The following is a 22,390-nucleotide window of genomic DNA, read 5'->3' as shown; positions in this document are numbered from 1 at the left end:
CGAACGCATGCCGCCTCGCGAGCCTCCCCTGAACGCCGTGCGCGCCTTTGCCGCGGCGGCGCGCCACCTGAGCTTCACGCGCGCGGCGCACGAACTCCATGTCACGCACAGCGCGATCAGCCGGCAGGTGAAAAGCCTCGAGGACTTCCTCGGCGCCGCGCTGTTCGAGCGCCGCGTGCGCCAGGTGGCGCTCACGGCCGAGGGCCAGCAGTTCTTCGCCGAGGTCGAGCCCGCGCTCGCGCAGGTCGGCGCCGCGGCGCGGGCGCTGCGTGCCGAGACGCCCGCGCGCGCCGTGCGCATCGACGTGCGGCCCTCGTTCGCGGTGCGCTGGCTGATTCCGCGCCTGCCTTCCTTCGCGCTGCACTGCCCCGGCATCGAGCCGCGCGTGGTGACCAGCACCGTGCCGCCCGGCCAGGCGGCCGAGGGCTTCGACATCGCCGTGCGGCGCGGGCGCGAGGGCTGGCCGGCGTCGATGCGGCCGCATCCCTTTCTGGAGGACGAGGTGCTGGTGGTCGGCGCGCCCGCGCTCTTCGCCGCCAAGCCGCTCGACACGCTGAAGGCATTGCCGGCGCACGTTCTGCTCTCGGCCCGCACGCGCAGGGACGACTGGGACGCCTGGAAGAAACAGGTCGGCGCCCCGCGCGCGCGGCCCGCCGGGCGGCTGCAGTTCGATCACCTGCATTTCGTGCTCCAGGCCGCGATCGACGGGCTCGGCATCGCGCTCGCGCCCACGTCGCTGCTGGCGCACGACCTCGCATCGGGCCGGCTGCAGTCGCCGCTGCCCGCCCTGCGCATGCCGCTGGCGCGCTACTACTACGGCCTCTCGCCCGATGCCTCGCCCGAGGCGCGGCAGGTGGCGGCGTGGTTCGAGCAGATGGGTCGCGGCGCAGGCTAGAAGAGCGGCAGCGTCCCGCCCGGCGTCGCGCCTTCGATGTCGAGCATCTTCAGCTTCGTCAGCGCACCGCCGCCCGCCGAAAAGCCGCCGGGCTTGTTGCCCGCCGCGAGCACGCGGTGGCAGGGCACCACGGGCGCGAAGGGGTTCAGGCCCATGGCCTGGCCGACTGCGCGCGACAGGCCGAGGTCGCGGAGCTCGGCCGCGATCTCGCCGTAGGTGCGCGTCTGCCCCGGCGGGATGCGGCGCGCGATCTCGTAGACGCGGCGATGGAAGTCGGAGACGCCGCGCATGTCGAGCATGATGTGGCGCAGGTCGTCGTGCGTGCCGTCGAGCAGCGCGCGCACCGCGTCGATGGCATGTCGGGCGCTTGCGGGCGGCGTGGTTTCGGCCAGCGCGGGAAAGCGCTGCCGCATGCGGCGCCGCGTGGCCTCGGCATCGGGCACGTCCTGCGGCAGCTGCACGCCGACCAGGCCGTGCGGTCCCCATGCGAGGCCGCACACGCCGATGGCGGTGTCGAACACGGCGAAGCCGGCGTCCGGTTGGTGGTCCGGCGGCGACGAAGCGGCGTTCATGGAGGCGGTCATGGCGCCATTCTCATACGGCTTGCCGCAGCGCGCGCTGGCGCGAGGCCAGCAGCGCCCCGGCCCACAGCACGACGGCCGAGGCCACGAGGCCGCGCGCGAGGCCGCCGGGCCCATCGGAGATCCAGCCCGTGGCCGTGGGCCCGACGATCTGCCCGAGCGCGAACACGATGGTGAAGGCGCTGATGCCCTGCGCCCATTGCACGCTCGGCAGGTTGTGGCGCACCAGCGCCGTGGTCGAGGCCACGACCGAGAGGAACACCGCGCCGAACAGCAGCCCCGAGACCAGCGCCACGCCCGCCGATGCGTTCAGCACCGGCAAGAGCGTCGCGATGCCGAGCAATCCGTTGAGCAGCGCCTGCGGCTGGCCGCCGCGGTAGCGGTCGAGCAGCCCGGCCCACAGCCGCGAGGACGCGATGCAGGCGATGCCCAGCAAGGCGTAGAACAGCGTGACGAACGCGGTGCTCGCGCCCTGCTCGCGCAGCAGCGCGATCACGAAGGTCATGTAGCCGATGTAGCCGACGCCGAACAGCGCATAGCCCGCGAGCGCCCAGCCGAAGCGGCGCAGCGCCACGGCGCCGCCGGCCGTGCCCGCGCCGCCCGGGGAAGCGACCGCGGCCGGTGCCGGCATCGCGCGCGCCGCCCAGCCCAGCAGCCAGGTCGCCGCCACGCTCGCGAGCGCCAGCGCCCACCAAGCCCAGGCCCAGCCGTGCGGCCGGTCCGCGGCGGCGCCGAGCACCTGCGGCACCAGCAGCGCCGACAGCAGGATGCCGAAGCCCGTGCCGCCGTAGTAGATGCCGAGCAGCAGCCCGCCGCGCGAACCGGCCGCCTCGCCGAGCCGCGCCGCCATCAGCCCGCCGGCGACGAAGACCCAGGCGCTCGCGATGCCCGCCAGCAGCCGCTGCAGCAGCAGCGCCGGCGCGGCGGTCACGAAGCCGCTGCCCGCCATGAACACGCTCGCGAGCACCGCACCGACCATCAGCAGCCGCGTCGCGCCGAAGCGGCGCATCAATGCCGGCGTGACCAGCGCGCCGAGCAGGTAGCCGACCGCGTTCGCGGTGTTCATGCCGCCGGCCAGCGCATAGCTCCAGCCGAGGTCGGCGCGCATCGGCGGCAGCAGCAGCGCGTACGAGAAGCGCGTGATGCCGAGCGACACGGCCGCGCCCATCGAGAGCGCGAAGGCGAGCCGCAGCGCCGTCGGTGCGGAGGGGGAAAGTGCGGAGGTGGTCGACATCGATGCAGGCCCACGGCCGGCGGCCATTCTGGCGCAGCGGCCGCACGGCTGCCCGCGGGCCGCCGATTCACCCCGCGGCGGTCTGCGCCTCGGGCTTCTTCAGCAGATGCCGGTCGAGCAGCACCGCCACGTGCACCGCCTCGCGCGCCGCGCCGTCGGCGATCTGGTGGCGGCAGCTGGTGCCGTCGGCCACCACGACCGCGTCGGGCCGGGCACGGATCGCGGGCAGCAGGCTGGCCTCGGCCATCTGCATCGACACCTCGATGTGGCGCGCCTCGTAGCCGAAGCTGCCGGCCATGCCGCAGCACGAGCTCTCGATCAGCTCGGGCTCGGCGCCCGGAATGAGCCGCAGCACCTCGAGCACCGGGCTCACCGCGCCGAAGGCCTTCTGGTGGCAGTGGCCGTGCAGCAGGATCGGCGTGGTGGCGGGCGCGAGTGCGAGCGCGAAGCGGCCCGCCTTGCACTCGCGCGCGATGAATTCCTCGAACAACAGCGCCTGGCGCGCGACGGCCTCGGCCTTCCTGCCGAGGCCCATCACCAGCGCCTCGTCGCGCAGCGTCAGCAGGCACGAGGGCTCGAGCCCGACGACCGCAATGCCGGCCTCGGCGAAGGGCTGCAGTGCATCGATCAGCGCACCGGCGCGCTGCTTCGCCTGGTCGACCATGCCGCTCGCGAGGAAGGTGCGGCCGCAGCAGTGGTGCCCGCCGCCCTTCTCCACCGTGTGCAGCGTGTAGCCCGCGGCCTTGAGCACGCGCGCCGCGGCCAGCGCGTTCCCGCTCTCGAAGGTGCCGTTGAAGGTGTCGACGAACAGCACGGCAGCCTTGCCGCCGCTGGCCTGCACCGACAGCACCGCCTCGCGGCTCGCGAACAGGCCCGGGCTGTCGGCCTTGATGCGCCAGAAGGTGTCGGTGCGCCATTCGGGCAGCGAGCGCTTTGCCGAGAAGCCGAGCAGCTTCTCGCCGAGCCAGGCCGCACCGGGCAGGCTGTTGCGCAGGTTCAGCAGCCAGGGCACGCGGCTCGCGCGGTGCGCGTAGTCGGGCAGGCGCGCCACCAGCCTGTCCTTCAGCGTGTGGCCGTGGCGCTTCTTGTAGTGGTCGAGGAACTCGATCTTCATCTTCGCCATGTCCACGCCCGTCGGGCAGTCGCGCTTGCAGCCCTTGCAGGCCACGCACAGGTCCATGGTCTCGTGCATCTCCTCGCTGGTGAAGGCGTCGGCGCCGAGCTGGCCCGAGAGCGCGAGCCGCAGCGTGTTGGCGCGGCCGCGCGTGAGGTGCTGTTCGTCGCGCGTCACGCGGTAGCTCGGGCACATGGTGCCGGCGTCGAACTTGCGGCAGTGGCCGTTGTTGTTGCACATCTCCACCGCCTTGGCGAAGCCGCCGGTCACGTCGCCGCCGGTGCCGGGCGCGCTGGTCTGCTCGGTCACCGGGTCGGCATTCACGTTCCAGGCCGACCAGTCGAGCACCGGCTTGAGTTCGATGCGGCGATAGGGCTTCGGCGCATCGGGCGGCGCGAAGCGGAACAGCGCGGCATCGTCCATGCGCGGCGGATCGACGATCTTGCCGGGGTTGAAGAGCCCGGCGGGGTCGAGCTTCTGCTTGATGGCGCGGAAGGCCTCGTTGATCGCCGGCCCGAACTGCCATTCGATCCATTCGCCGCGGCACAGGCCGTCGCCATGCTCGCCGCTGAAGGCGCCCTTGTACTTGCGCACCAGCGCCGCGGCCTCCTCGGCGATCGCGCGCATCTTGGCGGCGCCGTCGGTGCGCATGTCGAGGATCGGCCGCACGTGCAGCGTGCCGACCGAGGCGTGGGCGTACCAGGTGCCGCGGCTGCCGTGGCGCGCGAACACCTCGGTCAATGCATCGGTGTACGCGGCCAGGTGCTCGAGCGGCACCGCGCAGTCCTCGATGAAGCTCACCGGCTTGCCGTCGCCCTTGAGGCTCATCATGATGTTCAGGCCGGCCTTGCGCACTTCCCAGAGGTTCTTCTGCCGCGCCTCGTCGGGCATCTCGACCACGCTGCCGGGCAGGCCCAGGTCGCCCATCAGCTCGACCAGCCGCTTCAGCTGCGGCAGCAGCGACGCCTTCTCGGCCCCCGCGAACTCCACGAGCAGGATCGCCGCCGGCTTGCCGATCAGCGCCGTCTGCACCGTGGGCTTGAAGGCCGGGTTGGCGAGGCTCAGCTCGATCATCGTGCGATCGACCAGCTCCACCGCCGTCGGCCCGAGCTTGACGATGTGCTGGGCCGCGTCCATGGCCGAATGGAAGGTCGGGAAGTTCACGATGCCGAGCACCTTGGCGCGCGGCAGCGGCGCGAGCTGGAGCTTGAGGCTCTTCGTGTAGGCCAGCGTGCCCTCGGCGCCGATCAGCAGGTGCGCGAGGTTGACGCTGCCGTCGGCGGTGTAGGGCCGCTCGTTCTGGTTGTCGAAGATGTCGAGGTTGTAGCCCGCCACGCGGCGCAGCACCTTGGGCCAGTGCGCGCGGATCTGTTCGCGGTGCGCCTGCGCGAGCCCGTGCACGAACTGCGCGATGCCGGCCGCGCGCGCATCGAGCGAAGCCACCGGCCCGAAATCCACCAGCTCGCCGCTCGAAAGCCAGGCGCTCGCGCCGAGCACGTTGTGCACCATGTTGCCGTAGGCGATGGAACGCGAACCGCAGGAGTTGTTGCCCGCCATGCCGCCGAGCGTCGCCTGCGCACTGGTCGACACGTCGACCGGAAACCACAGGCCGTGCGGCTTGAGCTGCGCGTTCAGGTGGTCGAGCACCAGTCCGGGCTCGACCGTGGCCGTGCCCTCCTCCAAGTTCACGTCGAGCACGCGGCGGAAATGCTTGCTGTTGTCGATCACCAGCGCCGCGCCCGTGGTCTGGCCGCACTGACTGGTGCCGCCGCCGCGCGCGAGCACCGGCACCTTCAGGTCGCGCGCGATGTCGATGGCGGTGGCGATGTCGCGCTCGTTCGTCGGCACGAAGGCGCCCACGGGCATGATCTGGTAGATCGAGGCGTCGGTGGCATAGCGACCGCGCGAGCCGCTGTCGAACAGCACCTCGCCCTCGGTCTCGGCGCGCAGCCGGCGCGCCAGCGCTTCGCAGGTCTCGTTCGGCGGCAGGACGGTGCCGGCCGGCTGGATGTGGCTCGCGGGATCGATGCGCATGAAGGCCTCAGCTCGAACTGGCTTGGGGATAGATCTCGCCGGCGCGCATGAGCGCCAGCACCGTGTCGCGCTTGCGCATCAGGTGCGAGACCAGCACCTTGCGCATCGCGGCCGCGTCGCGCGCGGTCAGCGCCGCGATCATCTGCTCGTGTTCCTCGACGGCGTGCTTCCACTTCGCGTCGTCCTGGTTGGTGCGAAAGCGCAGCGACTGCACGCGCGCGTTGATCGAGCGGTAGGTGGCCGACAGCACCGGGTTGCCCGCCGCGTCGTTGATGGCGCTGTGGATGCGCGCATTGAGCCGGTAGTAGCCCGAGAGGTCGTGCCGCGCGAAGCAGGCCAGCATCTCGTAGTGCAGCGCGCGAACTTCGGCCAGCGCCTCCTCGGTGATGCGCTTGGCCGCGAGCTCGCCCGACATGCCCTCGAGCATCGCGAGCACCTCGAAGGTGTCGAGCACGTCGGCCTCGGTCAGCTTCACGGCCACCGCGCCGCGGTTGGGCAGCAGGTCGACCAGCCCCTCGGCCGCGAGCAGCTTGATCGCCTCGCGCAGCGGCGTGCGCGAGACGCGCAGCTGTTCGCACAGCGCGCGCTCGTTGAGCTTGGCGCCGGGCGCGATGTGGCCCTCCACCAGCATGGTGCGCAGGCGCGCCGCGACCTGGTCGTGCAGCGCGAGGCGCGAGATCTCGATGATGTCAGCGGTCATGTTCGTTTCCCTTGAATGCATTTTGAATGCAAAAAACAACAGCAACAACCGCTCTTATTAAGGGTAAACCATTACGACAAATTCTATTTTGAATGCAAAACTGGAAGCGAAAGGACAGTCCATGCTGCAACTCGACATCCATCCCACCGGCCGCCACTTCCTCCAGATCCCCGGCCCGAGCCCGGTGCCCGATCGCATCCTGCGGGCGATGAGCCTGCCCACCATCGACCACCGCGGGCCGGAGTTCGGCACGCTCGGCCTGAAGGTGCTCGGCGGCATCCAGCAGATCTTCAAGACGCGGCATCCGGTCGCGATCTATCCGGCCTCCGGCACCGGCGCCTGGGAGGCCGCGCTCGCCAACACGCTGAGCCCGGGCGACCATGTGCTGATGTACGAGACCGGCCACTTCGCCTCGCTGTGGCAGAAGATGGCGACGCGGCTCGGCCTCTCGACCGAGTTCCTCGCCTGGTCCGGCAAGGACGAGCACCTGCCCGCGGCGGCAGGCTGGCGCCGTGGCGTGCAGGCCGACCAGATCGAGGCGCGCCTGCGCCGCGACACCGAGAAGAAGATCAAGGCCGTGTGCGTGGTGCACAACGAAACCTCCACCGGCGTCACCTCCGACATCGCCGCGGTGCGCCGCGCCATCGACGCCGCGGGCCACCCCGCCCTGCTGATGGTCGACAGCATCTCGGGCCTCGCGAGCGCCGATTTCCGCCACGACGAATGGGGCGTGGACGTGACCGTGAGCGGTTCGCAGAAGGGCCTGATGCTGCCGCCCGGCATCAGCTTCAACGCCCTCTCGCCGCGCGCGCTCGAGGCCTCGAAGACCGCGAAGCTGCCGAAGGCCTTCTGGGCCTGGGACGAGATCGTCGCGATGAACAAGGACGGCTACTGGCCCTACACGCCCAACACCAACCTGCTCTACGGTCTGTCGGAGTCGCTCGACATGCTGCTCGGCGAAGGGCTCGACAACGTCTTCGCGCGCCACCAGCGCTGGGCGGCCGGCGTGCGCGCCGCCGTCAACGCCTGGGGCCTGCCGATCCAGTGCGCCGATCCGGCCGTGTACTCGCCGGTGCTCACCGGCGTGATCACGCCCGAAGGCGTCGATGCCGACGCGCTGCGCCGGCTGATCCACCAGCGCTTCGACCTCTCGCTCGGCACGGGCCTGGGCAAGCTCAAGGGCCGCATGTTCCGCATGGGCCACCTCGGCGACAGCAACGACCTCACGCTCGTGGCGATGGTCGCGGGCGTCGAGATGGGCATGAAGCTCTCGGGCATCAAGCTCGCCGGCAGCGGCGTGCAGGCCGCCATGGACCATTTCGCGAGTCATGCCGCGCCGGCGGCCTTGGAGCAGGCGGCCTAGCCGCCACCGCACCTGCACGGCACTCGCACCGCGGCCGCAGCGCATCGCTCGAACGATGCGGCGGCCGCTCCCGCATCGGACCCCCAACCCACTCGGAGACAAAGATGATGCAGAGACGTTCCCTCCTCCAGGCCGCGGGCGCCGCGGCCGCCACGCTGGGCATGCCCCGGCTCCACGCGCAGGACTGGCCCAGCGGGCCGGTGCGCATCGTGGTGGGCTTTCCACCGGGCGGCGGCACCGACGCGCTCGCGCGCGTGGTGGCGCAGAAGCTCACCGTGATGTGGAACCAGCAGGTCATCGTCGAGAACAAGGGCGGCGTGGCCGGCGTGCTGGCCGCCGAGTACGTCTCGCAGCAGCCGAGCGACGGCAGCACGCTGCTGATGGCGCACATCAACAGCCATGCGCTCGCGCCCAGCCTGCAACCGAAGCTGCGTTACAGCGTGGAGCGCGACTTCGTGCCGATCGTGCTGGTGGGCGTCACGCCCAACCTGCTGATCGCGAGCCCGGCGCAGAAGGCGCTCACCACCCGGGACATCGTCGCGCTGTGCAAGGCCGCACCCGGCACGGTGAGCTTCGGCTCGGCCGGTGCGGGCTCGGCGCAGCACCTGGCGCTCGAGATGTTCAAGCTGCAGGCCAAGGTCGATGCGCTGCACGTGCCCTACAAGGGCAGCGGCCCGCTGCTGGCCGACCTGATGGGCGGCCAGATCCAGTACAGCTTCGAGACCATGACCGCGGCCACGCCGCACGTGAAGAGCGGCCGCGTGCTCGCGGTGGCGCAGACGCGCGCGAAGCGCGCCAAGGGCCACCCGAACGTGCCGACGATGCAGGAACAGGGCTTCGCAGGCTTCGAGGCCACCACCTGGTACGGCTTGGCGGGCCCGGGCAAGCTGCCGCAGGCGGTGGCCGACAAGGTCAACCGTGACGTGAACACGGTGCTGGCGATGCCCGACGTGCAGGAGAAGCTCGACACCTACGGCGCGGAGGACGGCGGCGGCTCGCAGGACAAGTTCAAGCAGTTCATCGCGAGCGAGATTGCCAAGTGGGGCAAGGTGGTCAAGGACGGGAAGGTGCACGTCGATACCTGACGCATTTTTGCTCCTGCGGCTTCTTTGGGGCGCGCTCGTTCGGGGCGCGCTCCCGCCGACGGTGGGCTCCCCTCCGCGAATGTCCCCCGGCCTGCGGCCTCCTCCTTTATTTCGCTGCGGGGAGCCCACCATCGACGGGAGCGGATCAGAGCACTGGTTGATCGGCCGCAAACCACGAGCGTGCCCTGTGCACAGGGCACCGGGTGCTCCCCGCAGCGAAATAAAGGAGGAGCCGAAGGCGGGGGACATTCGCGGAGGGGAGTACCCGGTGGCCTGTGCACACGCCCCGAACAACCGCCCCGAACAACCGCCTCGAAACAAGCACCCCGAAACAAGCACCGAACAACACAAAGAACCCAACGAAGACAATCCCCCAATGACCCCTTCAACGACAGCCCTCGCCGAAGCGCTCGCAAACGCGCGCCGCACCCACCAGACCCTCGACGCCACGCCCTGGCTCGCCACGCTCGAGAACGCCGACCAGGCCTACCAAGTGCAGGACGCCGTCGCCGCGTCGCTCGGCTGGTTTGCCGATGAAAGCGCACCGCGGACCTGGAAATCCGGCGGCGCATCGCGCAACGCGGTCCTCACGCATGCGCCGCTGCCGCCCGCCGGCGTGCGCGCCGCGCCGGCCGATTTCAGCGACCTCGTCTTCCATGTGCCCGGCATCGAGTCGGAGATCGCATTGCGCCTCGGCCGCGAGGTCACGCCCGCCATGGCCGCCGCGCTCGACCATGCCGATGCCGCAGCGCTCGTCGACGCCATGGCCGTCTCGGTCGAGATCGTCGATTCGCGCTGGCAGGACCTCGCCGCCACGCCCGCGCTGCTGCGCCTGGCCGATTCGCAGGTGCATGGCGCGCTGGCCATCGGCGAATGGAAGCCCTATGCCGCCATCGACTGGACCTCGCAGCGCTGCGAGACGCGCATCGGCAGCGCCGAACCCGTGGTGCGCCAGGGCACCCACCCCATGGGCGATCCTGCCTGGCTGCTGCCGGTCTGGCTGCGCCACCTCACGCGCCATGGCCGCACCGTGCCCGCGGGCACCGTGGTCACCACCGGCTCCTGGGTCGGCATCCTGCCTTGCCGGCGCGGCGATCAGGTGACGGTGGCCTTCGACGGCATCGGCGCGCTGCGCCTGAGCGTGTAGCGCCCGCCGCCCACGCCGGAATTCGCCACCAGGAAGTCGAGCACCGCGCGCACCCGCGCGGGCAGCGTGCCGGCCTTGCCGATGTACACCGCGTGGATCGGCTCCACCTCGCCCGGATTGAATTCGTCGAGCAGCGGCACCAGCCGCCCGGCGTCGATGTCGGCCTGCACGTGGTAGAGCGAGAGCCGCGCGATGCCCGCACCCGCGAGCGCGAGATGGCGCAGCGTTTCGCCATCGGCCGCGCGCACCGGGCCGGCGACCGGCAGCCCGATCGTCCGTCCGTCCACGCAGAGCGGCCAGTCGGGCGTGTTGCGGCGGTAGCTCCAGCCCAGGCGGTTGTGGGCTTCCAGCTCCTGGGGCGTGTGCGGCGTGCCGTATTTCGCCAGATAGGCCGGTGAGGCGACGATCGCCTGGCTGGTCTCGCCCAGGCGGCGCGCCACCAGGTCGGACGGCGGCAGCTGGCCCCAGCGGATCGCGATGTCGGCGCGCTCGTCCATCAGGTCGACGATGCGATCGGTGAGCGCGATGTCGAGCGTGATCTGCGGATGCGCCTCGAGCAGCTTCGGCACCAGCGGCACGAGCCGGTGCTGGCCGAAGGACACGCTGGCGTTGATGCTCACGCGCCCGCGCGGCGCGGCGCCCGCGGCGGCGCAGCGCTCGGCCTCTTCCATGTCGGCCAGCACGCGCGTGCTGCGCTCGTAGAAATGCAGCCCCTCAGGCGTGAGCTGCAGCTTGCGCGTGGAGCGGTGCACCAGCTGCACGCCGAGCCGCTGCTCGAGCCGCGCCACCAGCTTGCTCACGGCCGAAGGCGTCATGTCGAGCAGCCGCGCCGCGGCCGAGAAGCCACCGGCCTCGACCACCTGGACGAAGGCTTCCATCTCGCCCGAACGGTTCACATCGAAGCGCGGCATGGCGATCTCCTAGCGTGATTTTGTGTGAATTGAATTCACAGGTGAATGTCCGGGCGGCATTCTAGTCATCGAACGGGTTCGCCGCCAAAGTACAGGGCATGCCCATCGCCCTTCTTGCCCTCACCGCCGGTGCCTTCGGAATAGGCACCACCGAATTCGTCATCATGGGCCTGCTGCTGCAGGTCTCGGCGGATCTTCACGTCTCCATCACGGCCGCCGGCCTGCTGATCTCGGGCTATGCGCTCGGGGTCGCGGTCGGCGCGCCGCTGCTCACCATCGCCACCCGCGGCCTGCCGCGCAAGACGGTGCTGCTTGCGCTGATGGCGATCTTCACGCTCGGCAACCTCGCCTGCGCGCTGGCGCCCAGCTACGAGCTGCTGATGGCCGCGCGCGTGGTCACCTCGCTCGCACACGGCACCTTCTTCGGCGTCGGCTCGGTGGTGGCCACCGGCCTGGTGGCGCCCGAGCGCCGCGCCTCGGCGATCGCGATCATGTTCACCGGCCTCACCGCCGCCACGCTGCTCGGCGTGCCGGCCGGCGCCTGGCTGGGCCTGCATTTCGGCTGGCGCGCCGCCTTCTGGGCCGTGACGCTGATCGGCGTGCTGGCGTTCGCGGTGCTGGCGCTCTTCGTGCCGCGCGTCGAGGGCGAAGGCAAGCCCGCGCCGCTCGGCGAGGAGATCGCCGTGCTCGGCCGGCCGCAGGTGCTGCTCGGCCTGGCGATGACGGTGCTCGGCTATGCCGGCGTGTTCGTGGTCTTCACCTACATCCAGCCGATCCTGACGCGGCTCACCGGGCTGTCCGAAGCGGCCGTGTCGCCGATCCTGCTGGTGTTCGGCGGCGGGCTCGCGGTGGGCAACATCCTGGGCGGCCGGCTGGCCGACCGGGCGGTGATGCCCGCGGTGCTCGGCACGCTGCTGGCGCTGGCCGTGGTGCTCGGCGCGATGCAGTTCGCCATCGGCACGCCGGTCGCGGCCGTGGTCTTCGTCGGCCTGCTCGGCATTGCCGCGTTCGCCACGGTGGCGCCCATGCAGCTGCGCGTGCTCGAGAAGGCCGCGGGCGCGGGCCAGAACCTCGCCTCCAGCCTCAACATCGCGGCCTTCAACCTCGGCAACGCACTCGGCGCCTGGGTCGGCGGCGCTGTGATCGACCATGGCCCAGGCCTGCGCGCCCTCGGCTGGGTGGCGGCACTGCTCACGCTCGCGGGCCTTGCGATCGCGCTCTGGAGCCGTGCGCTCGACCGGCGCGAAGGCCGCGGCAAGGCCGCGAGCGCCGACTGCGCCTCGGCACGGGCCTGATCCTTTTTCTTTTCTTCTTCTTCCTCCTCACTCGAAAGACAACACCATGGAACAACGCTTTCTGGGCCGCTCCGGCTTCAAGGTTCCCGCACTCGGCTTCGGCGCCGGCACCTTCGGCGGGCAGGGCCCGCTCTTCAGCGCCTGGGGCAACACCGACGTCGAAGGCGCGCGCAGCATCGTCGACCTCGCGCTCAACGCGGGCGTGACGCTGTTCGACACCGCCGACGTCTACTCGAACGGCGCTTCCGAATCGATCCTCGGCGCAGCCCTCAAGGGCCGGCGCGACAAGGCCATCATCTCGACCAAGCTCGCGCTGCGCGCGGGCGACGGGCCCAATGACGTCGGCGCCTCGCGGCACCACCTGATCGCCGCCACCGAGGCCGCGCTCAAGCGCCTGGACACCGACTACATCGACATCCTGCAGCTGCATGCCTTCGATGCGATGACGCCGGTCGAGATGGTGCTCGACACGCTCGACGACCTGGTGCGCGCGGGCAAGGTGCGGCTGATCGGCGCGTCGAACTTCTCGGGCTGGCAGCTGATGAAATCGCTCGCCGCCTCCGACCGGCTCGGCCTGCAGCGCTTCGTGGCCAACCAGACCTACTACTCGCTGATCGGCCGCGACTACGAGTTCGAGCTGATGCCGCTCGGCATCGACCAGGGCCTGGGCGCGATCGTCTGGAGCCCGCTGGGCTGGGGCCGGCTCACCGGAAAGATCCGCCGCGGCCAGCCGCTGCCCGAAGGCAGCCGCCTGCACGAGACCGCGGGCTTCGCGCCGCCGGTGGACGACGAGCGCCTCTACCGCGTGGTCGACGCGATGGACGCGGTGGCGGAAGAAACCGGCAAGACCCTGCCGCAGATCGCGCTCAACTGGCTGCTGCAGCGGCCCACGGTGTCGAGCGTGCTGATCGGCGCGCGCAACGAGGCGCAGCTCGAACAGAACCTCGGCGCACTCGGCTGGCAGCTGAGCCCGGCGCAGATCGCGCGGCTCGATGCGGCCAGCGCCGTGACGCCGCCCTACCCCTACTACCCGTACTGGAACGGGCAGTTCGCGGAGCGCAGCCCGGTGGCCGTGGCCACCTGATCAGAAATCGCTCAGCACGCCAAAGTCGCTGTCGCTCTGCTGCACCGCGTTCACCAGCTGCACGCGGTTGCGCGCTGCGAAGCGGCGGCGCAGCTGGCGCATGTGGTAGTCGACCGTATGCGCCGAGAGGTCGAGGTGGTTGGCGATCTCCTTGTCGCTGCGGCCCTGCAGCAGGTGCTGCAGGATCGACTGCTGGGTGCTCGAGATCTCGATGCGCGCCGCCGCGCCCGCCTCGCTCGGCATGCGCGAATGCCGCGACAGGTACTCGTGCAGGCTCAGGCCGAGCGTGAGCGCATGGCCCACCACGTCGTCGGTGATCCAGCGGCGGCCCGGCTCGCTCGACTGCAGGCTGATGACCGTGTACAGGTTCACCTGCGTCGGTGATGCGAGGCGGAACATCAGTCCGCTGTGGATGCCGCTCAGCCGCAGGTCGTCGACGAAGCGCTGCCGCAGGCCCGCCGGATCTTCCGCCGCCGAAGTGGCTGCGGACACGGGCATGGCCTCGATCTGCTCGACGTCCCACACCAGCGGCAGGCTGGACGCCGGCACGCCCGGCTGGCGCAGGTCCATCTCGTAGAGGCGGTGCGAAAAGTAGCGCTGCGTCCATTCCGGGTTGGCGTGCGCGGTGTAGAAGCTCAGCGGCCACCAGCGCCCGCGCAGGTAGGTGACGGTGCCGTAGGCGAGCCAGTCGAAGCCGAGCGCATCGAGCAGGTCCTGCACGAGCTCGCGCCGCGCCTCGGCGTCGCGCGCATCGAGCAGGTCGCCGACGATGCCAGGCGCACCGTCGGCGCGCCGGTCCGCGGAGGGCGGCAGGTACAGCTGCTCTTCCGAATAGAGCTGCGGAAAGGGGCCGTCGAGCGGCAGCTCGGCCGACTGCCTCGGCGGCAGCGCCGGGTCGATATCGCGCGCGTCCGGCAGCGATGCCGCCGCGTCCAATGGCAACAGGTTCGAAGAAATCATGAGAGGGCTCGTGGAGATGCCGCGCGCCGCGTTCCACAACGCTGCCGCGGGCAGTGGCCCAAGCTACCAAAGGGCTGCGATGCCGCCTTGTAGATTCTTAGCTTCGGAGGCCTGGGGAGCCAGGAAGAAAGGCCCCCGCATACCGCGCCGAGGCCCGACTGAGTACCTTTGGATGAAGTTTGCACCCGGTGCTCGCCGCGCCGCATGAGGGACACTCGGACAAACAGATCGCGCACTGGCATGCGGCTTGCAGCCCTGCGCACGACAACATTCGAGGGACACCGCTTTTGATCGAACTCCTGGGCACCCGCTACTGGCGCGACGCCGATCTCACCGGCCTGCAGCTGACCTCGAACCGCCTGTCGGAGCGCGAGATCCGTCCGCACCGGCACGTCGGCTACACGCTCGCAGTGTCCGATGCCGAGCTGCATGTCCGCACCAGCGGCAACCGCGTGAGCGTCGTGCCGCCGGGCACGCTGCTGCGCATCGCGCCGCAGGTCTGGCATTCGGTGCAGGCCCGCAGCACGCCCTGGCGCGAGGACGCGATGTACTGCAGCCCGGCCGTGGCGCGCTGCATCAGCGCCGCGCACGAGAGCACGCCGCTCGCGCGCGTGGAGGACGACGACGGCGTCGCGGTCTTCCTCGACCAGGCCGAGGCGCGCGACTTCCTCGAATGCCACCGGCTGCTGTCGGAGCCCACCGGCATCGGCCGCGACGACGACACCGAGGAGAGCGCCGCCGGCCGCGCGCTGCTGCGGCAACGCCTCGCGCGCTGGATTCCGCTCGCGCCGCAGCCCGCTCGCAGGCTCGACGGCGGCGACGACCGCATGAACCGGCTCTACGCGCTCATCGCCTCGGGCTTTCAGCAGCGCCTCACGCTCGACAGCCTCTCGGCCGCGGCCGGCCTGCATCCGGTGCATGTGCAGCGGCGCTTCAAGGGCGCCTTCGGCTTCACGCCGCACGAGATGCTGGTGGGCCACCGCATCGAGTACGCACGCGACCTCATCGCCGGCGGCGCGCGCGTGACCTATGCGGCGCACGCGGCGGGTTTCACCGACCAGAGCCATCTGCACAAGACCTTTCTCGGCACCTATGCGGTGATGCCGGGCGACTACCGCAGGCTGTCTGCGCTCGATGCGTTGCAGCCGGCTTCGGCGAGGAATGGCATCAGCGGCTAGCACGGCACGGGGGCTTCGCATCGCAGGCTACCCCTTCTTCAGTTGCAGCTTCACGTGCGCCGCCACGGCGCCGATCGTGGACTCGAGGCACTGCTGCAACGGCGCAAAGCCGTCGTTCGGTTCGCGCGTCTTTTCGTTCATGTAGATCGGCCGGCGGATCTCGATCTGAAGGCTGTGCCGCCGCTTGGCCGGATTGCCGATCTCGGCGATCAGCGCCACGCCCTTGTACGGGTCGTTGCGCGCCACCGTGTAGCCGTGCGCACGCACCGAGGCTTCCACCACGTTCAGCAGCGCGGGCTCGCAGGTCGTGCCTTCCCGGTCGCCGAGCACGAAGTCCGCGAGCGGCCGGGTCGATGCGATGCGCAGCTTCTCATAGGCATTGCCCGGCATCGAATGCAGGTTGAGATGCCACAGCGCACCGAAATCGGTCAACGCGCGCTGCACCGCGGTGGAAAGCGCCGCGTGGTACGGTTTCCAGAACCGGTCGATGCGCCATTGCACCGCGGACGGCGCAAGGGGCTGGTCGTACAGCGGCTGGTCGGCCGCGATGCGGCTCCACACCAGACCGTAGCCCAGACGCGATTTTTCGCCCGGCTTCAGCGGGGACGGCCACGGGCCGTCGAGCAGCTCGGGATCGAGGTCGTCGATCGCGCGGTTGGGATCGATGTAGGCGCGAGGAAACTGCGCGCTCACCAAGGTCGCGCCGTGCCGCGGCGCGGCGGCCCAGAGCGCGGCAACGTGCGTGTCTTCAGCCTGGCGCAGTTGCGCGAACGGCACACGGGTGACGAAGTCCGCCGGGTAGCGGGTGCCGCTGTGCGGCGAATCGCACACCAGCGGCAACCGGGCCACGTCGCTCGGAGGATCGGCGACAACGACGACGGGGTCGGTGTCCTGCATGTGGTGCGGGCCCGTCACAGCTTGATGTTCGCCACCTTGGCGATGCGTGCGTACTTGTCCATCATTTCGCGGATCTGCTGCGCGAACTGCGCCGGCGTGTTGGCCATGGGCACGCCCGAGATGTCGATCGTGCGCTGCTTGAACGCCGGGTCCTGCATGGCCTGGTGCGCGCTGGTCATGAGCTTCTCGATCACCGGTGCGGGAACGCCCGCCGGGGCGACCAGCCCGAACCAGCCGCCTTCGCTCATCGATTCGAAGCCGAGTTCCCGGTAGGTCGGCACGTCGGGCAGGAGCGGCGAACGCTCCGGTGACAGAACCGCCAGCGCACGCAGCTTGCCCGACTTGATGTGCGGCAGCGACGACGGCAGGTTGTCGGTCATCGCGTCGACGGTGCCCGCCAATGCGTCGGCAGCCGCCTGCCCCGCGCCCTTGTACGGCACGTGCGTGAGCCGGATGCCCGCGAGGTCCATGAACTGCTCGACGTTGACGTGGCCGAGCGAGCCGTTTCCGGGCGAAGCGAAAGTGAGCTTGCCCGGCGAGGACTTGGCGAGCGCGATGAACTCCTTCATGTTCTTCACCGGCAGCTTGGGACTCACGACGAACACGCTGGGCACCGACATCACGTTGGTGATCGGCTGGAAGTCCTTCACCGGGTCATAGGGCAGCTTGCTGTAGACGGCCGGGTTCGCGCCGTGCGTGCTCACCGTGGCCATGCCGATGGTGTAGCCGTCGGGCTCGGCGCGCGCCACCGCCGAAATGCCGATGGTGCCGCCCGCGCCACCGCGGTTCTCCACCACCACCTGCTGCCCCAGAACCACCGACATCTTCTCGGCAAGCAGCCGCGCGACGAGGTCGGTCGAGCCGCCCGGCGGGAACGGCACGATGAGCTTGATGGGCCTGTCGGGAAAGGCCGAAGAAGCATGCGCATCGGTGCTCGCCATCGGCAGCCCGAAGGCGACGGCGGTAATGGCCAGCAGGAGGTCTCGGCGGTTGTTCATTGCGATTAAGTCGAAAGGAATATCCAGGTGGACGATGCGCACGGAAGTGCCCCAAAAGTGCGGCGATTATGTGAAGCGCCCTCTGGTCTTTGGGGTGACAATTGCGCCGCCTGCTATGACCAGTGCGCATAGCAAGCCACCACACCCTCCATGCGAATCCGTTCACCGTCGCTGCATGAGCTGCATGCCTTTGCCAGCACTGCGCGCCTGGGCAGCTTCTCGAAAGCGGCCGAGGAGCTGTGCGTCACCCAAGGGGCGGTCAGCCGCGCGGTGGCACGGCTCGAAGCGGAACTGGGCGTGCGATTGCTGGACCGCCACGGCCGCCTCAGCACGCTGACCGAGGCGGGCCGTGCCTATCTCGACAACGTCGCGCCGGCACTGCAGCAGCTCGAGGCGGCCGCCAATGCCGCGGGCGCGCAGCACGGGCCGCACACCTTGCGCCTGTCGGTACCGCCGACGCTGGCCACCAAGTGGCTCATTCCACGGCTGCCCGACTTCCGCCGGCGCCATCCGGACGTCGCCATCTCGTTCGCGCCCTACCGCCGCGACGATCCGCTGGACATGCCCGACATCGACGGCTGGATTCGCGTGCGCACCGGCGACACGGCGTGGCATCCGGCGGGCATCCAGTCCGACTACCTCGTGGGCCGCGAGATCGTGCCGATCTGCCGCCCCGAGGACCTGCGCGGCCCGCGTGCATTGCACACGCCGCGCGACCTGCTGCAGCGGCCGCTGCTGTTCCACGCGAACTACCCTGACAACTGGCGCCTGTGGTTCGACACCCAGGGCGTGCCCGACGCCAACCCGCGCCCCGCAGCCGACTTCGACCAGGTCGTGATGCTGGTGCAGGGCGTGATCTCGGGCCTCGGCCTCGCGGTGGTGCAACGCTGCCTGATCGAGGACGAGCTCGCCGCCGGCCGCATCGCGATCCCGATCGACCAGGCTGCGCTGACGCCGCGCGGCTACTACGTCTGCGCGCCGAAGGGACGGCGCGAGACGCGGGGGATGCGGGTGTTCAGGGACTGGGTGCTGGCGCAGGCGGCTGCGCCAGCACCGTCTGCCCCCGCGGCCTAGGTACTCGCCGCGCCCTTGCTCGAGCCCGGGTCGTCCCTCTTCCGCCCGAGCTTGCTCAGATCGATGAGGCCTTCGGGAATCTGCCGGCCGGGCCCACCGCTGCTCGCGCGAAAACGCACCGTGGAATCGGCGGTGAAGCGGCCGAACGCGTCGACCTGCCGCCCGGCAAGAATGGACGCCAACGGGATCGTGCGCGAGCCGTCCGCGGCCACCTGTACGCTTTCGCCTTCGGTCGTGTAGACGTAGGCAGCGCTCTCGGTCCCGTCGCGCTCGAACGGTGCCGGCATGGGTTCGATCGCAGCCCACTTGGCACCGGCCACCGTGGCATGAACGCCACCGGGGCCCGGCACTTCCAGCCCGCCCGCCTCGATGACGCGCTCGGGTGCAGGCCCGGCCACGAACTGCACCCTGCCCGCGTCGGGCCTGTCGGGCGCCGGCCGCTGGGCGGCGTTCTGGCGGCCGGTGCGCGCCAGCTTGAGTGCTTCGCCCTCGTGATAATTCCGGGCCAACTCTCCGCTGGATACTTCGAGCGGATCGAATCCGATCACCGATCCATCCGGCTCGATCAGGTGTTGCGGATCGCCCGGGAATCTGTCCACGGCATTCAGGCGCTCGGTGAGAGCGCCCGCGGTCCGCGCGGTACGTTCGTTGAGCAGTTCGCTGCCTTCCCCCGAATAGGTTCGCGTGTCCAGGTCCAGTTCGAGCCTGTTGCCCGCGAACGGATGCCGGGGCATCACCAGCGCCAGGCGGTCGCCCACCAGGAACGGTCCCTTGACGCTGACGAACGCCGACTCGCCTGCCGCGCCTTGGAGCGCCCTCACCGCACGCACTTCGCTCGCCGCGGTCGCCATGCGCGGATGGATCTCAGCACCGTCGGGCAGTTCAACGAGCAGATGCGACTGGTCCGGGTCGGGCTCGCGGGAGTTGCGGTAGATTTTGATCACCTGTCCTTCGCCGAACGGGTAGACGTCGGCGGAACTGCCGCGACCCAGCAGGTCGGGCCCCGTCATGCGGAGCACCTCCGCCCCGGTCATCGGCCGCCGCGTGCCGTCGGGCTCGGTCACCATCAGTCGGTGGACGGAGAGTCGCTCCCCGTCGCTCGTTCTCACCGCGACCGGTTGCGCGTCCTCGAAATCGATCGTGGGATGCTGCGCCGCGTTCTTGCTCGCATCCACCCCCATGTCCGCCTCGGTGAAGATGCGGTCCAGCGTTCTGCCGGGCAGCGTCTCGGCATACCCCATGTGCATGCCGACGCCTTTCTCGCCGGCGCGCTTGGGGTGCGGGATGTCCGCCAGCCCGTGCGCCCTCGCATAGTCCGCGATGCGCCGCCCGGCCGCGTCGAGCGCACCGCGCAAGCTCGCCTCGTCGATCTGCCCCACCACCGCCGCAGCCAGTTCGTCGCCGCCGGTGCGCAGCGGAACAACAGTGGCGCCGGTGCTCGAAAGCGCATCGGCCAGCAGCGTCGCCATGGCCTTGAAATGCACGTTGGCCCGTTCGGCCACGTTGCCCATCGCGTGGTTCAGTCCGCCCAGGTTGGCGATGTCGGCGGACACGTAGAAGCCGTTGTCGTCCGAGTTGGCGACGAGGTCCTGCATCCGGCGCACCGTGTCGGCTTTCACGCCGGATTGGCGCGCGTCGTAGAAGCCGGTCACGCTGTCCTTCGGCGAGATGCCGTAGTGCAGCAGGCCGGTGAACTGCTCGGTGTTGAGGCCTGCTTGGTGGGCCGCGGCGGCAAAGTCCTGCTTCCTGACCGCGTCAGGATCGATGGTCGCGTGTTCGTGCGAACCGGTGGCGAAGCGCGTGGGGTGGTCCGGCGTCAGGACTTCGGCGGCGTCTGCCCGCGACGCGCCGCGCGCTGGGCCTCGAGCGCCGCCTTCGCCTGCTGGCGTTCCTGGTCGATTTCCTGTTGCAGTTGCTGCAGGCGTTGCTTGCGCTGTGCCGGGTTCAGCCCCGTCAACCCCAGTCGTTCGTCCCTCGTCTGTTGTGACATGTTGCTTGCTCCTGTCGACGCCTTGGTCGGCCTCGGTAAAGATGTGGTCCAGGGTCTTGTCGGGCGACACCGATGTATACCCGATGTGCAGGCCGACGCCGCGCTGGTCGCCGTGCTTGGGATGTGGAATGTGGTCCAGGCCGTGCGTCTGCGCGTATTGCGCGACCTGCCGTTGCGTCGCCTCGACGGCGCCCGCCAGCGTGGGTCCGTCGATGCCCGCGACCACCGCGCCGAGCTCGTCGCCGCCGGTGCGCATCGGCACCACCGTGGCGCCGGTGGCATCCAGCTGCGTGGCGAGGATCTCGGCGAGTCCGCGGAAGTGGACATTGGCCGCCTCGGCCACGTTGTTCATCGCCGCGTTGAGTCCACCCAGGTTGCCGATGTCGGCCGATACGTAATGTGCGTCGTCGCCGCTGTCGGCGACATGCGCCTGCGTGCGCGTCACGGTCTCGGCCTTCAGGCCCGACAGCCGCGCATCGTAGAAGCCGGTCACCGCATCGCGAGGCGCCGTCGTCCAGCCGCGCATGGCATCGGCCTGCGCATCGGTCAGGCCCAGTTCGCGTGCGAGTGCGTCGTAGCTCTCGCGGGCGATGCTGTCCGGGTCGATGGCGGGCGCGCTTCGCGAAGGAAGGTCTGCGCTCGCGGCGGCACGGCTCACGGTCGGACCGGATGCGCCCGTGTCCTGCGCCGCCCCCAGCCACGAACCCGGGTCCGGGTGATCGTCGATCAGCTTCTGGATATCGGCTGTCCATTTCTCCCGCCCCGGCCCACCGGGCAGGTAGAGCCCGCGGTCGGTCTCGAAGATCAGCACATAGCGGTCGGCGCCGCCGGTCACCGGCGAGCCCTGTTCCAGGCCCACCGCGATGGGGCCCCGCCGCGCCATCGATTCCTGGCCGAACAGGCTGGGTATGTTGGGTTCGACGTGCGGTGCCATCAACACCAGTGGCCCGCCGCCGTGCACCCGCGCATAGAAGGCCAGGATCTCCTCGCCGCGCCGCTGGCCCTCGGCCGCCGCCTCCTCGATGGTCAGCATCTTGCCGGCCTTGTTGGTGCCCGGCACCTGCTTCGCGTCGGCGTTGAGGTAGGTCGAGAACTGCCAGACGTCGCCGCGTGCGAGCAGGTCTTCGCGCGACACCTCGCCGGCCTCGAACTTGCCTGCGCGGTAGTACGACGCGGGCAGCGTCTTCACGTACTTGTCGTCGATCAGCGCCTCGCGATGGAGCGCGATGATGCCCAGCGGCTTCTGGCCCAGCGGCGAACCTTCGGCCGGGTAGACGACGTAGGCCATACGGGTGCCGTCGGCCATCTCCTGCTGCCATTTGCGCGCCATGCCTTCCGGCCCGAGGCTGTTGAAGTCGGGGCTGACGGCAAGCTGCCTGGTCAGCGAGGCCAGCACCGCCGGCGCGTTGCGATCGCCGAACTGCTCCAGCCGCACCACGCGCTCCTCGATGCCGAGCACCATCGGGTCGATCCAGTTGCCCTCGCCGACGCGCGCGCCCATGTTGCGCACTTCCGCGCCGAAGGGGGCATCGACCCGCTCGCCGCGGCCATTGGGCGCGAGCCAGTAGCGCTGCTGCGCATCGAAGTTCTCGCCCGGGCGCATGCCGCCGTTCGAGACGTCGATCAGCGGCAGCTTCGGCTGCGCGGTGCCGACGCGGCCTTCGCCGAGTTCGATCTTCGCGCCCAGCGTGATGGTGCCTTCCACGGCATGCACGCGCGCACCCAGCATGTCGCCGAGCTGCGACGCCACCGATTGCGGCACGGGCGCCGACGGGTCGTCCGTCTTGAGGCCGAAGCAGAAGCACAGCGCCACCTCCTGCCCGTCCGTGTAGCCGGCGGCGCGCATGTCG

16 protein-coding genes are annotated in these 22,390 nt (G+C 70.2%); 8 read left to right on the top strand and 8 right to left on the bottom strand.

Annotation, left to right across the window (positions count from 1 at the left end; genetic code table 11):
- Window positions 1-7: 7 nt before the first annotated feature.
- Window positions 8-895 (top strand): LysR substrate-binding domain-containing protein, encoded by an 888-nt coding sequence (locus M2165_RS21080; protein ID WP_280816533.1) that lies wholly within the window; start codon window positions 8-10, stop codon window positions 893-895.
- On the opposite strand, the gene M2165_RS21075 is transcribed toward M2165_RS21080, so the two are convergent.
- From M2165_RS21075 to M2165_RS21060, 4 genes are all read right to left on the bottom strand, one after another.
- Entirely contained in the window at window positions 892-1,479 is a 588-nt protein-coding gene (locus tag M2165_RS21075) for a methylated-DNA--[protein]-cysteine S-methyltransferase (protein ID WP_280816532.1), read from the bottom strand. The two genes, M2165_RS21080 and M2165_RS21075, sit on opposite strands and share 4 nt — an antisense overlap.
- Window positions 1,480-1,489: 10 nt before the next feature.
- Window positions 1,490-2,710, bottom strand: a complete 1,221-nt coding sequence (locus M2165_RS21070; RefSeq protein WP_280816531.1) for a YbfB/YjiJ family MFS transporter — start codon at window positions 2,708-2,710, stop codon at window positions 1,490-1,492.
- Window positions 2,711-2,777: 67 nt separating this feature from the next.
- Window positions 2,778-5,858 (bottom strand): FAD-binding and (Fe-S)-binding domain-containing protein, encoded by a 3,081-nt coding sequence (locus M2165_RS21065; RefSeq protein ID WP_280816530.1) that lies wholly within the window; start codon window positions 5,856-5,858, stop codon window positions 2,778-2,780.
- Window positions 5,859-5,865: 7 nt separating this feature from the next.
- On the bottom strand, window positions 5,866-6,558 hold the full coding sequence (locus M2165_RS21060; protein WP_280816529.1) for a GntR family transcriptional regulator: 693 nt from the start codon (window positions 6,556-6,558) through the stop codon (window positions 5,866-5,868).
- A gap of 121 nt (window positions 6,559-6,679) precedes the next feature.
- Here M2165_RS21060 and M2165_RS21055 point away from each other — a divergent pair, with 121 nt between their 5' ends.
- The 3 genes from M2165_RS21055 (at window position 6,680) to M2165_RS21045 (ending at window position 10,153) form a co-directional block, all read left to right on the top strand.
- On the top strand, window positions 6,680-7,921 hold the full coding sequence (locus M2165_RS21055; RefSeq protein WP_280816528.1) for an aminotransferase class V-fold PLP-dependent enzyme: 1,242 nt from the start codon (window positions 6,680-6,682) through the stop codon (window positions 7,919-7,921).
- 107 nt (window positions 7,922-8,028) lie between these two features.
- Window positions 8,029-9,006, top strand: coding sequence for a tripartite tricarboxylate transporter substrate binding protein (locus M2165_RS21050; RefSeq protein ID WP_280816527.1), 978 nt, complete (start codon window positions 8,029-8,031; stop codon window positions 9,004-9,006).
- Between the two features lie 376 nt (window positions 9,007-9,382).
- Window positions 9,383-10,153, top strand: coding sequence for a fumarylacetoacetate hydrolase family protein (locus tag M2165_RS21045; protein WP_280816526.1), 771 nt, complete (start codon window positions 9,383-9,385; stop codon window positions 10,151-10,153).
- On the opposite strand, the gene M2165_RS21040 is transcribed toward M2165_RS21045, so the two are convergent.
- A complete protein-coding gene (locus M2165_RS21040) occupies window positions 10,102-11,064 on the bottom strand; it encodes a LysR substrate-binding domain-containing protein (RefSeq protein ID WP_280816525.1) in 963 nt (320 codons plus the stop codon). The genes M2165_RS21045 and M2165_RS21040 overlap by 52 nt on opposite strands.
- A gap of 98 nt (window positions 11,065-11,162) precedes the next feature.
- Here M2165_RS21040 and M2165_RS21035 point away from each other — a divergent pair, with 98 nt between their 5' ends.
- Together M2165_RS21035 and M2165_RS21030 are read left to right on the top strand one after the other, a co-directional pair.
- Window positions 11,163-12,359: an MFS transporter gene (locus tag M2165_RS21035; protein WP_280816524.1), complete on the top strand. Its 1,197-nt coding sequence runs from the start codon at window positions 11,163-11,165 to the stop codon at window positions 12,357-12,359.
- A gap of 46 nt (window positions 12,360-12,405) precedes the next feature.
- Window positions 12,406-13,443: an aldo/keto reductase gene (locus M2165_RS21030; protein ID WP_280816523.1), complete on the top strand. Its 1,038-nt coding sequence runs from the start codon at window positions 12,406-12,408 to the stop codon at window positions 13,441-13,443.
- Here the strand turns inward: M2165_RS21030 and M2165_RS21025 are convergent, their stop codons facing one another.
- Entirely contained in the window at window positions 13,444-14,403 is a 960-nt protein-coding gene (locus M2165_RS21025; RefSeq protein WP_280816522.1) for a LuxR family transcriptional regulator, read from the bottom strand.
- 287 nt (window positions 14,404-14,690) lie between these two features.
- On the opposite strand from M2165_RS21025, the gene M2165_RS21020 reads away from it, so the two are divergent.
- Window positions 14,691-15,581, top strand: coding sequence for an AraC family transcriptional regulator (locus M2165_RS21020; RefSeq protein ID WP_280816521.1), 891 nt, complete (start codon window positions 14,691-14,693; stop codon window positions 15,579-15,581).
- Between the two features lie 27 nt (window positions 15,582-15,608).
- Here the strand turns inward: M2165_RS21020 and M2165_RS21015 are convergent, their stop codons facing one another.
- Together M2165_RS21015 and M2165_RS21010 are read right to left on the bottom strand one after the other, a co-directional pair.
- Window positions 15,609-16,478 carry an N-formylglutamate amidohydrolase gene (locus M2165_RS21015; RefSeq protein WP_280816520.1) on the bottom strand — a complete coding sequence of 290 codons (870 nt, stop codon included), beginning with the start codon at window positions 16,476-16,478 and terminating at the stop codon, window positions 15,609-15,611.
- A gap of 14 nt (window positions 16,479-16,492) precedes the next feature.
- A complete protein-coding gene (locus M2165_RS21010) occupies window positions 16,493-17,476 on the bottom strand; it encodes a tripartite tricarboxylate transporter substrate binding protein BugE (protein ID WP_280816519.1) in 984 nt (327 codons plus the stop codon).
- Window positions 17,477-17,626: 150 nt separating this feature from the next.
- Here M2165_RS21010 and M2165_RS21005 point away from each other — a divergent pair, with 150 nt between their 5' ends.
- Window positions 17,627-18,550 carry a LysR substrate-binding domain-containing protein gene (locus tag M2165_RS21005; RefSeq protein WP_280816518.1) on the top strand — a complete coding sequence of 308 codons (924 nt, stop codon included), beginning with the start codon at window positions 17,627-17,629 and terminating at the stop codon, window positions 18,548-18,550.
- The last annotated feature ends 3,840 nt before the right edge of the window (window positions 18,551-22,390 follow it).

Origin of the sequence: Variovorax sp. TBS-050B, from assembly GCF_029893635.1 — a bacterium.
Lineage (GTDB): Bacteria > Pseudomonadota > Gammaproteobacteria > Burkholderiales > Burkholderiaceae_C > Variovorax.
The sequence above is the reverse complement of the archived record's forward strand: the minus strand, read 5'-3'. Positions and strand labels throughout refer to the sequence as shown.

Excerpts from the sequence above, each read along its gene's own strand:
- M2165_RS21080 (WP_280816533.1), top strand. The coding sequence starts at position 8 with ATGCCGCCTCGCGAGCCTCCCCTGAACGCCGTGCGCGCCTTTGCCGCG.
- M2165_RS21075 (WP_280816532.1), bottom strand. The coding sequence starts at position 1,479 with ATGACCGCCTCCATGAACGCCGCTTCGTCGCCGCCGGACCACCAACCG.
- M2165_RS21070 (WP_280816531.1), bottom strand. The coding sequence starts at position 2,710 with ATGTCGACCACCTCCGCACTTTCCCCCTCCGCACCGACGGCGCTGCGG.
- M2165_RS21065 (WP_280816530.1), bottom strand. The coding sequence starts at position 5,858 with ATGCGCATCGATCCCGCGAGCCACATCCAGCCGGCCGGCACCGTCCTG.
- M2165_RS21060 (WP_280816529.1), bottom strand. The coding sequence starts at position 6,558 with ATGACCGCTGACATCATCGAGATCTCGCGCCTCGCGCTGCACGACCAG.
- M2165_RS21055 (WP_280816528.1), top strand. The coding sequence starts at position 6,680 with ATGCTGCAACTCGACATCCATCCCACCGGCCGCCACTTCCTCCAGATC.
- M2165_RS21050 (WP_280816527.1), top strand. The coding sequence starts at position 8,029 with ATGCAGAGACGTTCCCTCCTCCAGGCCGCGGGCGCCGCGGCCGCCACG.
- M2165_RS21045 (WP_280816526.1), top strand. The coding sequence starts at position 9,383 with ATGACCCCTTCAACGACAGCCCTCGCCGAAGCGCTCGCAAACGCGCGC.
- M2165_RS21040 (WP_280816525.1), bottom strand. The coding sequence starts at position 11,064 with ATGCCGCGCTTCGATGTGAACCGTTCGGGCGAGATGGAAGCCTTCGTC.
- M2165_RS21035 (WP_280816524.1), top strand. The coding sequence starts at position 11,163 with ATGCCCATCGCCCTTCTTGCCCTCACCGCCGGTGCCTTCGGAATAGGC.
- M2165_RS21030 (WP_280816523.1), top strand. The coding sequence starts at position 12,406 with ATGGAACAACGCTTTCTGGGCCGCTCCGGCTTCAAGGTTCCCGCACTC.
- M2165_RS21025 (WP_280816522.1), bottom strand. The coding sequence starts at position 14,403 with ATGATTTCTTCGAACCTGTTGCCATTGGACGCGGCGGCATCGCTGCCG.
- M2165_RS21015 (WP_280816520.1), bottom strand. The coding sequence starts at position 16,478 with ATGCAGGACACCGACCCCGTCGTCGTTGTCGCCGATCCTCCGAGCGAC.
- M2165_RS21010 (WP_280816519.1), bottom strand. The coding sequence starts at position 17,476 with ATGAACAACCGCCGAGACCTCCTGCTGGCCATTACCGCCGTCGCCTTC.
- M2165_RS21005 (WP_280816518.1), top strand. The coding sequence starts at position 17,627 with ATGCGAATCCGTTCACCGTCGCTGCATGAGCTGCATGCCTTTGCCAGC.